Source organism: Salmonella sp. NW1250, assembly GCF_051812965.1.
Lineage (GTDB): Bacteria > Pseudomonadota > Gammaproteobacteria > Enterobacterales > Enterobacteriaceae > Salmonella > Salmonella enterica.
Genome location: NZ_JAMNDD010000005.1, coordinates 35820 through 50593, shown reverse-complemented (window position 1 = coordinate 50593; position 14774 = coordinate 35820). Strand labels below are relative to the sequence as shown.

General features: G+C 51.7%; 14 protein-coding genes and 1 pseudogene. All 15 read right to left on the bottom strand.

The window, feature by feature from the left end:
* Positions 1-128: 128 nt before the first annotated feature.
* Positions 129-1403, bottom strand: coding sequence for a Glu/Leu/Phe/Val family dehydrogenase (locus tag NBA72_RS10090; RefSeq protein ID WP_001526439.1), 1275 nt, complete (start codon positions 1401-1403; stop codon positions 129-131).
* A gap of 394 nt (positions 1404-1797) precedes the next feature.
* A complete protein-coding gene (cbdX, locus tag NBA72_RS10085) occupies positions 1798-1887 on the bottom strand; it encodes a cytochrome bd-II oxidase subunit CbdX (RefSeq protein WP_000270306.1) in 90 nt (29 codons plus the stop codon).
* Between the two features lie 12 nt (positions 1888-1899).
* Positions 1900-3036: a cytochrome d ubiquinol oxidase subunit II gene (gene appB, locus NBA72_RS10080; protein ID WP_000888110.1), complete on the bottom strand. Its 1137-nt coding sequence runs from the start codon at positions 3034-3036 to the stop codon at positions 1900-1902.
* 11 nt (positions 3037-3047) lie between these two features.
* Positions 3048-4592, bottom strand: a complete 1545-nt coding sequence (gene appC, locus NBA72_RS10075) for a cytochrome bd-II oxidase subunit 1 (protein WP_000263615.1) — start codon at positions 4590-4592, stop codon at positions 3048-3050.
* A gap of 74 nt (positions 4593-4666) precedes the next feature.
* Positions 4667-5515: a hydrogenase expression/formation protein gene (locus NBA72_RS10070; protein ID WP_001604952.1), complete on the bottom strand. Its 849-nt coding sequence runs from the start codon at positions 5513-5515 to the stop codon at positions 4667-4669.
* On the bottom strand, positions 5512-5916 hold the full coding sequence (hyaE, locus tag NBA72_RS10065) for a hydrogenase-1 operon protein HyaE (protein ID WP_000245855.1): 405 nt from the start codon (positions 5914-5916) through the stop codon (positions 5512-5514). The genes NBA72_RS10070 and hyaE overlap by 4 nt, the downstream gene beginning before the upstream one ends.
* Complete coding sequence (hyaD, locus tag NBA72_RS10060; RefSeq protein ID WP_042949674.1) at positions 5906-6502, bottom strand: hydrogenase 1 maturation protease; 597 nt, start codon at positions 6500-6502, stop codon at positions 5906-5908. The genes hyaE and hyaD overlap by 11 nt, the downstream gene beginning before the upstream one ends.
* The gene (gene hyaC, locus NBA72_RS10055; protein ID WP_000147036.1) at positions 6499-7230 is read right to left on the bottom strand and encodes a Ni/Fe-hydrogenase b-type cytochrome subunit; all 732 of its coding nucleotides are present in this window, start codon (positions 7228-7230) and stop codon (positions 6499-6501) included. The genes hyaD and hyaC overlap by 4 nt, the downstream gene beginning before the upstream one ends.
* Positions 7231-7248: 18 nt before the next feature.
* Positions 7249-9042, bottom strand: a complete 1794-nt coding sequence (hyaB, locus tag NBA72_RS10050; RefSeq protein WP_042949671.1) for a Ni/Fe-hydrogenase large subunit — start codon at positions 9040-9042, stop codon at positions 7249-7251.
* A complete protein-coding gene (gene hyaA / locus NBA72_RS10045; RefSeq protein WP_001058311.1) occupies positions 9039-10157 on the bottom strand; it encodes a hydrogenase 1 small subunit in 1119 nt (372 codons plus the stop codon). The genes hyaB and hyaA overlap by 4 nt, the downstream gene beginning before the upstream one ends.
* A 348-nt stretch (positions 10158-10505) precedes the next feature.
* Positions 10506-10577, bottom strand: a pseudogene (locus NBA72_RS10040) (SymE family type I addiction module toxin); the annotation flags it as partial.
* 494 nt (positions 10578-11071) lie between these two features.
* The gene (locus tag NBA72_RS10035; RefSeq protein ID WP_042949668.1) at positions 11072-11527 is read right to left on the bottom strand and encodes a hypothetical protein; all 456 of its coding nucleotides are present in this window, start codon (positions 11525-11527) and stop codon (positions 11072-11074) included.
* 38 nt (positions 11528-11565) lie between these two features.
* The gene (locus NBA72_RS10030) at positions 11566-12186 is read right to left on the bottom strand and encodes a hypothetical protein (RefSeq protein ID WP_170318148.1); all 621 of its coding nucleotides are present in this window, start codon (positions 12184-12186) and stop codon (positions 11566-11568) included.
* A gap of 756 nt (positions 12187-12942) precedes the next feature.
* Positions 12943-14034, bottom strand: coding sequence for a redox-regulated ATPase YchF (ychF, locus tag NBA72_RS10025; protein WP_000505850.1), 1092 nt, complete (start codon positions 14032-14034; stop codon positions 12943-12945).
* Between the two features lie 116 nt (positions 14035-14150).
* Entirely contained in the window at positions 14151-14735 is a 585-nt protein-coding gene (gene pth, locus NBA72_RS10020; RefSeq protein WP_000985595.1) for an aminoacyl-tRNA hydrolase, read from the bottom strand.
* Between the last annotated feature and the right edge of the window lie 39 nt (positions 14736-14774).

The following is a 14774-nucleotide window of genomic DNA, read 5'->3' as shown; positions in this document are numbered from 1 at the left end:
GAACCGCTATTTTGCGAACAAACAGACATTTTATTGAGACAGAATTTATCGGCGCGCGCGTGGAAAACGGGGTATACAGACAAAAAATCCACGCCGGGACGTGGATTTTAGCGCAATAACTTGTAGCCTTAACCCGGATAGATACCGCGATCTTTACGGGCCAACAGAATGCGCTCACAGGCGACAATATAGGCTGCGGTGCGCAGAGAACAGGATTTCTCAGCCGCTTTCTCCCAGACATGGACGATCGCGTCGGTCATGATTTTGTCCATGCGCGCGTTGATCTCTTCTTCGCTCCAGAAGAAGCTGGCCATATCTTGTACCCATTCGAAGTAGCTGACGGTTACGCCGCCTGCGTTACAGACCACGTCAGGCACCACAAGGATACCACGGCTGGCCAGAACATCATCAGCATCCGGATAGGTCGGGCCGTTAGCCCCTTCCAGCACCAGCTTACACGTCAGGGCTTCCGCGCGCTGACGAGTTATCTGACCTTCAAGCGCCGCCGGGATCAGAATATCCATCTCCAGACGCCAGAACGCATCGCTGGCGATAGTTTCCGCGCCCGGGAAACCGGCTATCTGTTTGTGTTCTGTCTGCCATGCCGTGAGCGCTTTCATGTCAATACCGGTGGCGTTAAACAGCGTCGCGGTATGATCCTGAATCGCCACGACACGGGCGCCAGCGCCTGCAAACAGACGCGCGGCTTCGCTGCCGACGTTACCAAAACCCTGAACCGCAACGCGAGCGCCTTCAACGGCGATATTCGCCCGACGCGCGGCTTCCAGCCCGCTGACGAAAACGCCGCGCCCCGTCGCTTTTTCACGGCCCAGCGAACCGCCAAGATGGATAGGCTTACCGGTGACGACGCCAGTGACCGTCGTGCCATGATTCATGGAATACGTATCCATCATCCAGGCCATCACTTTACCGTTGGTGCCGACATCCGGCGCAGGAATATCTTTCTGCGGCCCGATGATAATGCCGATCTCGCTGGTATAGCGGCGGGTCAAACGCTCCAGTTCACCTTCCGACAGCGAGAACGGATCGACGCGGATGCCGCCTTTGGCGCCGCCGTACGGCAGGTTCAGCGCGGCACATTTGATGGTCATCCATGCTGACAGGGCCATCACTTCATTGAGATCAACGTCAGGATGGTAGCGAACACCGCCTTTACCCGGACCTCGGGAGAGGTTGTGCTGCACGCGATATCCTTCGAAATGACGAATAGTGCCATCATCCATTTGTACCGGAATATCGACGATCAGAGCGCGTTTTGGGTGGCGCAGAGTATCCACCCAGGGGGATAACTCGCCCAGATAAGGGGCCACACGCTCGATTTGTTGCAGGTAGGTATTCCAGGCAGATGTGCTGCTATCTGAAGCGTAAGATAACTTATCCATGATAAACCTTAGTGATAAAAGTAATATGTTCTTTAATTGACCGTGGTACATAGTAGATCACACCATGTAGCGATAAATTTAACACTTTTTTAAACAATTAACTCAGATCAAAAATGGCAGGCAGTTGGATTTTCGTTATGATTTTGGATGGGAAGTGGTTAACTATCCTATATAAGAGGTGATATATCGCTAATTATGCAATTAATTGCTTAAATATGCGTAATATGTGCAAGGCGGCTATTTGTCATAATTATGACGCACCTCTAAAAGTAAACATTATGATAACGACATGTATCAATGTTATGTCGTCCTGTCGGCGGGGAAACGTCTTCACCAGGCGCGTAAAAAGATAAAAATAACCGGAGTCAGACGGCGCTGACCCCGGTTTACCTCTTTATTGTTGACGCGACTCAAGCCATACCAACACCAGTGTCGACAGTGAGCACATCAGCAGAATGCCGACAAACCACAGTAAATACCACATCGCTCCCGCTCCCTAATAAAGTTCATGATCGTTGCGGCGGAGGGTCTCCAGGTTGATACGCCCCAACATTTTGTAATAGCTCCATAGCGTATAGAGCAGTACGATTGGCAGAAAAATCAGCACAATCACCAGCATGATTTCGAGCGTCATCTGGCTGGAGGTGCTGTCCCACACCGTCAGGCTGGAGAGAGGACTAACACTCGACGGCATCACAAAAGGAAATAGCGTTATGCCGGCGGTAAAGATGACGCAGGCCTGGGTCAGGGAAGCGAACAGAAATCCACGAATAGTCTGACCGCGAAGGCAGGCATAGAAAGCCAGAATCGGCAGGATCATACCGAGCAACGGGATGATGAGCAGTAGCGGCGAGCGTATAAAGTGGTTCATCCATGCGCCAGGGAGTATCGCCACGCCTTTTAAGAGCGGATTGGAAGGGCCGTTGGCATCTTGCGTGAGTAAGACAAAGCCATCAACGCCGGCCCACAGCCAGTAACCGGCCAGCAGGAAGCAGATCACGATCAGCAGCGCGCTGTGGCGGGTGGCCGACAGAGCCCGTTGACGAATAACGCCCTCCGTTTTCAACTGTAACCAGACGCCTCCTTGCATAATCACCAACGACAGACTCAATAATCCACACAGTAGGGCAAAGGGCGAGAGTAACTGCCAGAAGGTGCCAAAATAGTCAACATGAAGCTGCGGCGTGAAGGCAAACGGCACGCCTAAAAACAGGTTGCCGAACGCGATGCCGAATACGACGGGGGGAACCAGGCTGCCGATAACCAGACCGGTATCCCACAGCGCGCGCCAGCGGGCATTGGCGATTTTACCCCGATAATCAAAGGCCAGCGGGCGAAAGAAGAGGGCACACAGCACCAGGATCATCGCCACATAAAAACCGGAAAACGCGGCGGCATAGACCCGTGGCCAGGCGGCGAATAATGCCCCGCCCGCGAGAATCAACCATACCTGGTTTCCTTCCCAGTGGGCGCCGACGCTATTGATCAACACCCGGCGTTCGTCATCGTTGCGCGCTATCAGCGGGAGCAGGCAACCGACACCCATATCAAACCCGTCAGTTACCATAAATGCCACCAGGATAACGCCGATCAGCAGCCACCAAATGAACCGCAACGTTTCATAATCCAACATGATTGTCTCCTTTATCCCTGTTGTTGCGCTTGTTGTTGATGTTGCATGGCGCTTGGCCCAAGACGCGCGTACTTCTGCATCAGATAGACTTCCGCGATTAAAAACAGGGTGTAAAGTCCGAGGATAAGTCCCATTGAGAAGGCCAACTGGCCCGGCGTCAGCGCGGAGTGAGCGTACCAGGTCGGCAGAATGTCCTGAATCGCCCAGGGCTGACGGCCAAACTCCGTCATAAACCAACCGGCTTCAATGGCAATCCACGGTAACGGCAGGCTCCAGAGCGTCATACGCAATACCCAGCGATGCTGGTCGATACGCATTCGTAGCGTCTGTATCAACGCAATCAACATCACCACTAACAGCAGCGAACCGCAGCCGACCATAATACGGAAACTCCAGAACACCGGCGCCACCTGAGGAATAGCGCCACGCTGGGCCGCACGATACTGCTCCGGCGTCACATGGTTCATATCCGGGGCATATTTCGCCAGCAGAATGCCGTACCCCAGATCGCCCTCAACGGCGTGAAACGCATTCAGTACCTGCGGCGAGCGATTGCCTTGCGCTATCTCCTGCATGAGTAGCCAGGCCTCCCGGCCACGCTTCAGGCGCGGCAGAGTGTCGTCCATCAGGTTTTTTAACCCCGGAACCGGCGTATCCAGCGAATGGGTGGCCAGAATACCCAGCAGAGCAGGGATCTTCACGGCAAACGCATTACGCTCCTGTTCCTGCTGCGGCCAGGCAATCAGATGAAACGGCGCGGGCGCGGGTTCGGTTTGCCATTCGCCTTCCATCGCCGCCAGTTTCACCGGCTGAATTTGGGCGACCTCGTAGGCCGAACTGTCCCCCAGTTGCAGGGTTCCCAGAATGGCCAGGGTGCCGAATACAGAGCCGATAGCAAACGAGCGCAAGGCCACTTCACGCTCGCGGCCACGTAGCAGATACCAGGCGCTGATGGACATAATAAACATGGCGCCGGTGACATAACCGGACATGACGGTATGGACGAATTTCACCTGGCTCACCGGGTTAAAGACCAGATCGCTGAAGCTGCTCATTTCCATCCGTAACGTATCAATGTTGAAATGAGCGCCGGTAGGATACTGCATCCAGCCATTGGCATTCAGAATCCATAATGCTGAAATATTGGAGCCGAAGGCCACCAGCCAGGTGACCAGCAGGTGTTGGTATTTATTCAGCCGCTGCCAGCCGAAAAAGAACAGGCCGACAAAAGTGGATTCGAGAAAGAAGGCCAGTAACGCTTCCATCGCCAGCGGCGCGCCGAAGATATCGCCCACATAGTTGGAATAGAGCGACCAGTTAGTCCCGAACTGAAACTCCATGGTCAGGCCGGTAGCCACACCGAGAGCAAAATTGATCCCGAAGAGCTTGCCCCAGAAACGCGTCATATCGCGGTAGACGGTTTTCCCCGTCACCACATAGATCGTCTCCATGACGGCCAGCAAAAAAATCAGCCCAAGCGTAAGAGGAACAAATAAAAAGTGATACAGCGCGGTCAGCGCAAACTGCCAGCGCGATAAGTCAATGACATCCCACATGCTAACTCCTGTAGGCAGAAAGAGAGTAAAAAGCTAATCAGTACCGGACACCGGTGACGTTCCTGTTGAGAGCGCTAGCGCGTCTCCAGCCATCGGCAGACTTCATCCAGGCGCTGGCGCGAATCGGCCAGATCTTCCGGAGCCGCCAGTACCAGCTCCGGCAAAGGACAAATCTCATAGCTATCGAGCAACGGCCCTTTAAGGGCATCCAGACAGCGCACATGCCAGAGATGGCGCAATGCTGTGGCGTTGATTTGGCTTTCGCCATACCCGGAGATGCGAATCTGGATGTTCCCGTGTCCGCATAAACGCGCCAGAAAAAGACGATCGGCCTCGCTGAGCGGCAGTTGGGTCAAATTGATGCTGTGAGGTTGCAACGCCGGATCGCGTACGTGCGCCAATAATTCATGGGCCAGCGGCAGTCCATTCATCAGGCCAGCGACAGGCGGAGGCAGTAGAGAGTCGTCAGGCAGCGTATCGGCGGTCGCCGCTTGCCATAATGTCAGGGGCGCGCTACCTGCTTCCAGACGATCCGTCAGCAGACGTCGGTTATGCAGATGGCGTACCCGCCACAGGCCGCAGAAGATGGTCTCCTGAATCTCGCTTTCACTCCCGTCCGGATGCTGAATGCGTACCGAGACTTCGCCTTCGCCCAATAGCGTATTGAGGAATGAGAGATCATCGGCATTCAGGGGAGATAACTCCCATCCCAGCACGTCGCCGACTTCCGGGATGCGCCGGGCAAGCTGACCTCGCAGATCGGTCAACAATGCCATCACCGCCGGGCTGTGAGCGCAGTGCTCCAGCGCCGCCATACTTGGGTCGCCATTGACCTGACAGGTGAGCGGTAAGGGATTCATCGAGAAACTGGCGTCATCAGGCTGCGTACCTGGCCCCAGCAGATGAAAAAAGGCGTTGCTCATTGTACTGTCTCCTGCGCTGCGGGAGTGTCAACCATCGAACGCATCAGCGTGAGCAGTTCAGCCCAGGGATGAATGCCGCTGAGCGCGCCGCGTAGCTCGCCGTCTGTAAAAACCAACGTCGCCGGAAACCGACGCACATTAAAGCGATCGCCGATAGCTTCGCTTTGTTCAAGGTCGGCCACCGCCACCTGCCAGTCAAACTGCGGGAACTCACGCAGGAGTTCGGCGATCATCACCGGGTTATCGCTGACTTCCGGCGTACGCCGCGGATCGCTACTTAACAGGATGACGCCATCTCCAACCCGTTTGATCCAGTCGTCTACCGTGGAAGCCTCTACCGGTTGCCATCCACGGGTTAACAGGCGTTGCCATAGCGCAGAGAACGGGGTGTCATTCACCACTTCTTTTGCCCTCCAGACGTGTCTGATACTGACGTATGCGCACTCCCTCATAATTTTCCATCGACAGGCATTTATAGTTCAGGCAGCGTGCGACCTCGTTTGCCTGCGGTACGATCCCCCAGGCGGCCAGTTGCTCCAGGGCGGCCTGTTCCGCCGCCGGTAGCTGGCCGCGAGCTATTTCGCTCAGGCTACCGCCGTAGTCGTCCAGGTGCGCCGGTTGCAGACCGACCAGCGCTATGTGACAGGGCAGATGTCCGCGGATGTCGGCCAGCGCCAGAACTTCGGAAAAACTGTTTTGATGCAGGCTCATTTTTTTGGCGCTGAGATACGCGGGGATTTTCTCGCCGGCATAGGTTCGCAGGCTGCCCGGCGCCAGGCCGTAATCGATCGCGTCAAGGAGCAGGAGATGGCTGGCTTGCTCAACATAACCTAACAGGTTTAGCCCTTGCGTACCGCCGTCCACAATTTCCACCTCTTCAGGCCAGTGATATCGGGCATACAAACGCTCCGCGACCCGGATACCGAATCCTTCATCGGCCCACAGCAGGTTTCCTAACCCCATCACCACTACGCGTTGCGCATTCATGAGGGCTCCTTGTCGTGTGGTTTGGGGAATTTGTGGCTGCGATAGCCATTGATCATGGTGGAGATCACCGTATCGTCGGACATAATGTCTTCCCGGATAGCGAGGTAAACGTGCCCGACGATGAAGGCGGCGATCAGCCACATACCCAGTCGGTGCCAGCTGTGAATATCGATGGAGTTGCCGCCGGTCCAGTAGAAAAATTCAACCACATAGCGGAACGGCGCAAAGATGGCGTACTGGCTATGCTCGCCAAACAGAGCGAAACCGGTGAGGATCATAAATACCGACAACAGGAAATAGCCGAACATCGCGGCCTGCGCGACAGGGTTATGTCCGATGTCGCTCCCCGGTTTTTTCTCCAGAAACAGATACCAGCGGACCACGGTGAAAGCGCCTTGCCACCAACTACGACGCCAGACCGGGACGATAAACAGCTCTCGTGAATAGCGGTTGCCGACACAGGCCCAATAAATTCGCCCCAACAGTAACACGGTAAAGATCATCGCGGCGGCAAAGTGGATCAGCCGGATATAGCCCATGTAAAACAGATAGGTCGCCTCGCCACTCACCGACGGCAGCGGTCGGCCAATGAAGTAGCCTGTTACCATCAGTACCAACATGCAGGCCACCGTTAGCCAGTGCCACAGGCGTACCGGCGCTTCAAACACATAGTGGCTGACGGCAGTATCACGCGCCTCCCCGACGCGTGGAGATAGCTTTCCAGTCATCGTTCTTTTCCTTAACGCTTAGCGTACCTGGACGGCAATCAGTTCGCTGCCGTCGTCGCCGAGCACGTGGGTTGAGCAGGCGAGGCAGGGGTCGAAGCTGTGCAGCGTCCTCAGGATTTCTAACGGTTGGTCGGGAATCGCCATTTGCGTTCCCATCAATGCCGCTTCATAGGCGCCGATCTGTTTTTTAGGATCGCGCGGGCTGGCGTTCCAGGTGGTGGGAACCACGCACTGATAGAGTTCAATCTTCTGATCGCGTATTGACGCCCAGTGTCCCAACGCTCCGCGAGGCGCTTCGGTAAAACCGATGCCGCGGCAGTGCTGCGGCCAACTGGCCGGTTCCCATTTCTCGGTATTGGCGGTGGCCAGGTCGCCGTTTTTCAGGTTGGTCATAAGCCTGTCGAAAAAATACTGCAGCTTACCGACGGCCCATTGCGCTTCGTGCGCGCGGCATAAAATACGGCCAAGCGTAGACTGGATACCGGAGAGCGGCAGTTTAAGGGCGGACATCATGCGATCTACCGACTCTATGGTGGCGGCGTCCCCTTTGTGGTACGCGATAAGCGTTCGGGCAAGCGGGCCGACTTCCATGGCATGACCCCGCCAGCGCGGCGCTTTAATCCAGGAGTAACGTTCCTGCTCGTTGAGCTGCTGGATATGCGTATCGCTGCCTTTGACATCACCCGGGTTGTACCAGGGATCGGTAATGCCGTCAAAAGGATGACGCCCCTGCCGATCGTCCGGATAACGGTACCAGGCGTGATCCACAAACTCCTGTATCTGCTGCGGATCGGCCAAATCTACCGGCATGACATTTTTAAAGTCGCCATTGACCACCGCGCCGCCCGGCATTAACAGGCTTTGCTGGCTGAAGTCGTTGGCAATGTCCGGAAATGCGCCGTAGCTCAGCACGCATTTATCCGACAGACCGGTGCCAATTTGACTCCATGCTTTATTGAACTGGCCGATAGCCAGCGCGTCCGGAACCATCACGTTGTTAATGAAGTCGGCGGTGCGGGTGATGATCGACTGCACCAGGTTGAGGCGCTCCATATTGATAGCCCCGACCGCGCCGCTTTGATCGAGATTGATCGCGCACGGCATCCCGCCAACGATCCAGTTAGGATGGGGGTTCTTACCGCCAAATATGGTATGGATTTTGACGATCTCGCGCTGGAAGTCGAGGGCTTCAAGATAGTGGGCAAAGCCCATCAGATTAGCCTCTGGCGACAGTTTGTACTGTGGATGTCCCCAATAGCCGTTACGGAATATCCCAAGCTGGCCACCATCGACAAATTTCTTTAATCGATTTTGTACGTCAAAGAAGTAGCCCGGCGATGACATCGGCCAGGCGGAAAGGCTTTGCGCCAACTGCGAGGTGGCGCGCGGATCGGCTTTCAGCGCATTCAGAACATCAATCCAGTCCATACCGGCTAACTGATAAAAATGGACCAGATGATCGTGACACCACAACGTAGCCAGCATGATGTTACGTATAATATTGGCGTTATCCGGCACCTGGATACCAATCGCATCTTCGATAGCGTACACCGATGCCAGAGCATGTACCCCGGTACATACACCACAAATACGTTCAACAAACGCCCAGGCGTCACGCGGGTCACGGCCTTGCAGAATGATCTCCAGCCCGCGGAACATTGTGCCGCAGGAAACGGCATTGGTAATGATGTTTTGCTCATCAATGTTCACTTCGCAGCGCATATGCCCTTCGATGCGGGTAATCGGGTCCACGATCAGACGACGGCCGGTGTCGTTAACGGTATAACCCTGGGTTTGATACTGGTTACTCATGCCTGTTTATCCTCATTGTCCGGCTGTTGTTCGGCTTGCGCTAACTGTTGTTTGTGGCGTTTACGTTGGTTGAGCGCGCTGGCGATAGCGTGACCGCCAACGCCCGCCGCGACCACGCCCAGCGCGGTCAGCCCCACCGTATCGGCGGTTGAATGGGTACCCATCTGGGGAATATCCACCACGCGGCTATAAAACGAGCCGCGATCCCAGAAACCATTTTCTGAACATCCCAGACATCCGTGACCGGACTGGATAGGAAAGGAGACGCCGTCATTCCAGCGTGTGGAGGAGCAGGCGTTATAGGTGGTTGGCCCTTTACAGCCCATCTTGTACAGGCAGTATCCCTTGCGGGCGGCGTCATCATCCCAGCTCTCAACAAATTCACCGGCGTCAAAATGGGCGCGGCGGTAGCATTTATCGTGGATACGCTGACCGTAGAACATCAGTGGACGACCCATGCGATCGAGTTCCGGCAGACGATCAAACGTCACCATATAGGTGATAATGGCGCTCATGACATCCGGGATTGGCGGACATCCAGGGACTTTCACGATCGGCTTGTCGGTGATCACTTTATCGATAGGCGTTGCCTGGGTCGGATTGGGGCGGGCGGCCTGGACGCAACCCCAGGAGGCGCAGTTTCCCCAGGCGATAATAGCGCTGGCGCCCGCGGCGGCTTTCTTCAGTTTTTCAATAAACGGGCGGCCGCCGCTGATACAGAACATTCCTTGCTCTCCTAACGGCGGATTGCCTTCCACCGCCAGAATGTATTTCCCGGCGTAGCGAGTGGTAATATCGTCAAAGACTTCTTCGGCCTGTGCGCCGGCGGCGGCCATCAGGGTGTCGTCATAATCGAGGGAAATCAGCGAGAGGATCACATCTTTGGCTAGCGGGTGCGAGGAACGGATAAAGGATTCGGTACAGCAGGTGCATTCCAGTCCATGAATCCAGACCACCGGAATCCGCGGTTTATTCTCCAGCGCCCAAGCGATCTTTGGCGTCATTCCGGCGCCCAGTCCCAGCGATGTGGCGGCAAGGCTACAGAATTTGAGAAAGCTGCGTCGGGTCACTCCCTTACGACGCATGGCTTGATAAAAGGTCTCCTCGTTATTCATAACGCGTATTTTTTCTCCTTTTTGCACCACGCTCCGCCAGGGGCATAAGGCGCTTTTGCGGGTCCGTTGACGTTCCGCCAGCAAGGTAAATCATTGTGTTACGCGCGAGCGCGGAAACGAGCCCGATTCACTTTGCACCGGCGTATACCGCCAGAAATAATGTGAAAAAAGCGTATCGGATTAACGATAAGAAACAATGTGAAGTGTGTGGGTATGGCTTATAGCGGTATATTTATACCCATTATCGGTTTTTCGGCGAAAGGGCCGTGGCGGGGAAGGACGGTTGAGCTTGTTCCAGGATGAGGTTTTCAGCGAGTGACCCTGGCCTAATATCAGAGCCAGGCTTAAGAGTTTGCGGGTATGTTGCGTGATCACGATGCAGTCACGCATCCCCCGGATCTTGACGGGCGTAAAGTCAATAAACCTGGCCTGTTGTCAGTTTTACGTTCTTCGTGGTGTGCTCTGACGATAATGTAGTCCACCGACCATATAAATTCTCCTCGCTCACCGCCTGGCCCGATCTCTGACGAAAACTCTGAATCTTCGATGTTTCCAATTGTGAATTTCTACACCAGTCTTTAAGTATCAATGCATTGTACCTGGTGTGCTGCTATAACTGTGTAAGAGGGATTGACGCTTAGAGCCTATCCCATTAGGGCTATTTTACTTGCCATTTTGGACCTGGGCAGTGCTCGCCAAAACGCGTTAGCGTTTTGAACGCCGCTAGCGGCGGCCCGAAGGGCGAGCGTAGCGAGTCAAACCTCACGTACTACGTGTACGCTCCGGTTTTTGCGCGCTGTCCGTGTCCAAACTGGCTGCGCCAATAACGCCTGGTGGGATAGGCTCTTAGTGTTAATGTACACCAAAGGTCGATGTGTTTACCGCACTTGTGGCTTGGTATGCAGTATGTATAATTATTGTGTGAATATTTTCATAAATTGATTTGTCTCTTCTTTGGCCTTTTCTATTGATTTATATTTATATATTTTTGATTGGTATGTGTATTTTTCTAACGCAGGTAAGTATTTAGAGACATCGTTACCTTTTTTGAAATCTATAGGCATATGAATACTCGCATATAATATATTTATCCTCTGCGATGGCGTTAGCTCAGAATAATTTATACCTTGTTCATAATAAGAAAGCATCACATCATTGCAGATCCTGTCTTTATACGACTGCCCTATGTATGCGATGATAAGTCCATATATAAGTAGCAATCCAAAAGAGACACCTGCTTTGTGGCTATGAAGGAAATTATATGGTAGCCCCACAAAAAAAAGCACTTTTCTAATTAAAACAAGAACAAATGGTAAGGAAAATAAAAAACAACCGAAGTACATAATCACTTCGCCTGAATTCTGAAACATTTTATACTTTCCTGATAAATAATGGGTTAATTATCTGGTTAATATTCGTTGCCTATTATTTCTTTTATAAAAATAGACGATTCATTGAAATTTTTTTTGAAGTTGGAGTAATTGCTAAGTGTTTTCGGTATGCAAAAGATGACTCGCCCATTTTTTACTATGGCATAATATCTTGGATACATTAGCGCTTCTTCTTTTGTGTTTGGAACACCATCATAGTCTATTTTTTCATCAATAGAGTCAAGTTGGCTAAATAAAAAGACTCTTTTCCTTAGCAAAGTATTATGAACAATAGCATTTTCATATATATCAAGTGACATTGTAAGACTCAATGCAGCAAATGAAAATAATGCAATGATGGAAATTGTTAATATTGCTAATGACAAGCCTTCCAGGCAATATAAAACAAGACAAAAGAGTGGGATTGCAGGGAGGTAAGTGACCAACGGGTAAAAACGATCGATTTTTAAATGTGATATGATATTCTGAGGAGATGTGACATGGTCCTGAACGCCCTTGTTAAAGATAATGCTGTAAAGCGTCAAACTATTGTCAATTTTATTTATTGCTTTAGCTTTTATTCTTTGTGTGAATATAAAAAACGTTATCAAAAAGGCAATAAATAAGAAAATGATTAAATTAGAAATAAAACTATCCACGGCATCATCCTGTATATCTACCGAAATTTCTATGGTCACTATTCTACTATTATTAATGAATGTCAATATAAATTTGATGATGGTGCGTCCAGCCGGTTGGATTTGATCTAAAATAAAAATTTCGGTATTTCTCTATAGTCACAGAGCAAACAGAGTTGATTCTTTGTTAAAAAATCATCTCAATATTTTAATATGAATTCCTTCACGCGATTCTGGAGTATTACAGTCTACGATTTTAATGATTTTTTATTCATTCATTATGCGTATTAAATTAATGGCAGTGCAATCGCAAATTATATTTAGTTTCAGAATTGCAAAATGATTATAATTTTGTAGTTCATGCAGTTGGCCTAAGATCCTCGGTGGTGAGTGTAGGGGAGCGCCTGAACAAGATCTGAGGCTATGTACGATACTGTGATATGAGTTAACCCAAACAGGCTATACGGTATCTATACCTTTCTAAAAAGCTTTTAGTTGGTATAGAGTCTAAACCTTAGACGAAACAACATTCACACTATGGCCCTGGCAGTGCGGCATTGCGTATCAGTGAGCATAACGGGGCCTTGTTTATTTATTATACCGTTCTTGTATTTACTTAAAATGAAGATGGAAGAATGTTGTACTCATTTTTGACAGCATTGTTACGAGATGAGTTGAGGCATTATGAAATGAAAAATCCACGCAATGGCGTGGATTTTATAAAGTTTTATCGATGTCATGAGATTCAGCAAAACCTCATGAGACAACAAATGTTATTTAGACGTTGAACAGGAAGTTCATTATATCGCCATCTTTAACGATGTAATCTTTCCCTTCCGCTCGCATCTTACCGGCTTCTTTCGCGCCTTGTTCACCTTTATAGGTAATAAAGTCGTCAAAGGCGATTGTTTGGGCGCGGATAAAGCCTTTTTCGAAGTCGGTATGGATTTTACCTGCTGCCTGCGGCGCGGTTGCGCCAACCGGAATGGTCCATGCGCGAACTTCTTTCACCCCGGCGGTAAAGTAGGTCTGGAGGTTCAGCAGGCGATAACCTGCGCGAATAACGCGGTTCAGCCCCGGCTCTTCCAGACCCAGTTCAGCCATAAATTCGTCGCGCTCGTCATCATCCAGCTCAGCAATATCAGCTTCGACGGCGGCACACACCGGAACCACGACCGAACCTTCTTTGGCGGCGATTTCGCGAACCTGGTCCAGATACGGGTTATTTTCAAAACCGTCTTCATTGACGTTAGCGATATACATCGTCGGCTTCAGCGTCAGGAAGCTTAAATAACGGATAGCCGCTTTATCTTCGTCCGTCAGGTCCAGCGAACGCAGCATCCCCGCTTCGGCCAGGTGCGGCAGGCATTTTTCCAGTGCGGCCAGTTCCGCTTTGGCGTCTTTATCGCCGCCTTTGGCTTTCTTCTGTACGCGATGGATAGCGCGCTCGCAGGTATCGAGGTCAGCCAGCGCCAGTTCGGTATTGATAACATCAATATCTTCTGCCGGGTTTACTTTACCCGCCACGTGGATGATATTGTCGTTCTCAAAGCAGCGAACCACGTGACCGATAGCTTCGGTTTCACGGATATTGGTCAGGAACTGGTTACCCAACCCTTCGCCTTTGGATGCGCCTTTTACCAGACCGGCGATATCCACGAACTCCATCGTGGTTGGTAGAATGCGTTGCGGTTTAACAATCTCAGCCAACTGGTCCAGACGCGGATCGGGCATCGGCACGACACCGGTATTCGGTTCGATAGTGCAGAACGGAAAGTTTGCCGCTTCAATACCGGCTTTTGTCAGCGCGTTGAACAGGGTGGATTTCCCGACGTTGGGCAGACCGACGATACCGCATTTGAATCCCATGATTTAACTCACCTTAATATCTTAATAATCAACCTGTTATAGAAAACAGATTGCAGAAATGGAAATAACTTCGCCTATTATACACGGCGTGCGGCAAAAATGCCGCACATCACTGGTTATTGCGCCTTAAAGGTATGCAAACGGCTTGTTGCTTTGGCCAGACCCTCTTTGAACCACAATTCCGTACAGCGTGCCGCTTCGTCAATGGCCTCATCAATTAATTTTTGTTCAGAAACAGGGGGTTTACCCAGCACGAAACCAACAACTTTATTTTTATCGCCTGGATGACCAATTCCAACGCGTAAGCGGTGAAAGTTGGGATTATTGCCCAGCTTGCTGATGATGTCTTTCAGGCCATTGTGGCCGCCGTGGCCGCCGCCAAGTTTAAATTTCGCCACGCCCGGAGGGAGATCCAACTCGTCGTGAGCGACCAGAATTTCGTCCGGCTGAATACGGTAAAAACTGGCCATTGCGCCAACTGCTTTACCACTGAGGTTCATGAACGTGGTGGGTACCAGCAGGCGAACATCTTCCCCTTCCAGCGTGATGCGTGAGGTATAGCCAAAGAATTTAGGCTCTTCACGCAACGGCGCGCGCAGGCGCTCCGCCAGTAAATCGACGTACCATGCGCCTGCATTGTGTCGCGTCGCGGCATATTCCGCACCGGGATTCGCCAGACCAACAATCAATTTAATTGCCACGTTTTTTGTCCTGAGTAGATCCATAACTGGCGCGTAGTT

Excerpts from the sequence above, each read along its gene's own strand:
- NBA72_RS10090 (WP_001526439.1), bottom strand. The coding sequence starts at position 1,403 with ATGGATAAGTTATCTTACGCTTCAGATAGCAGCACATCTGCCTGGAAT.
- cbdX (WP_000270306.1), bottom strand. The coding sequence starts at position 1,887 with ATGTGGTATTTACTGTGGTTTGTCGGCATTCTGCTGATGTGCTCACTG.
- appB (WP_000888110.1), bottom strand. The coding sequence starts at position 3,036 with ATGTTGGATTATGAAACGTTGCGGTTCATTTGGTGGCTGCTGATCGGC.
- appC (WP_000263615.1), bottom strand. The coding sequence starts at position 4,592 with ATGTGGGATGTCATTGACTTATCGCGCTGGCAGTTTGCGCTGACCGCG.
- NBA72_RS10070 (WP_001604952.1), bottom strand. The coding sequence starts at position 5,515 with ATGAGCAACGCCTTTTTTCATCTGCTGGGGCCAGGTACGCAGCCTGAT.
- hyaD (WP_042949674.1), bottom strand. The coding sequence starts at position 6,502 with ATGAATGCGCAACGCGTAGTGGTGATGGGGTTAGGAAACCTGCTGTGG.
- hyaC (WP_000147036.1), bottom strand. The coding sequence starts at position 7,230 with ATGACTGGAAAGCTATCTCCACGCGTCGGGGAGGCGCGTGATACTGCC.
- hyaB (WP_042949671.1), bottom strand. The coding sequence starts at position 9,042 with ATGAGTAACCAGTATCAAACCCAGGGTTATACCGTTAACGACACCGGC.
- hyaA (WP_001058311.1), bottom strand. The coding sequence starts at position 10,157 with ATGAATAACGAGGAGACCTTTTATCAAGCCATGCGTCGTAAGGGAGTG.
- NBA72_RS10035 (WP_042949668.1), bottom strand. The coding sequence starts at position 11,527 with ATGTTTCAGAATTCAGGCGAAGTGATTATGTACTTCGGTTGTTTTTTA.
- ychF (WP_000505850.1), bottom strand. The coding sequence starts at position 14,034 with ATGGGATTCAAATGCGGTATCGTCGGTCTGCCCAACGTCGGGAAATCC.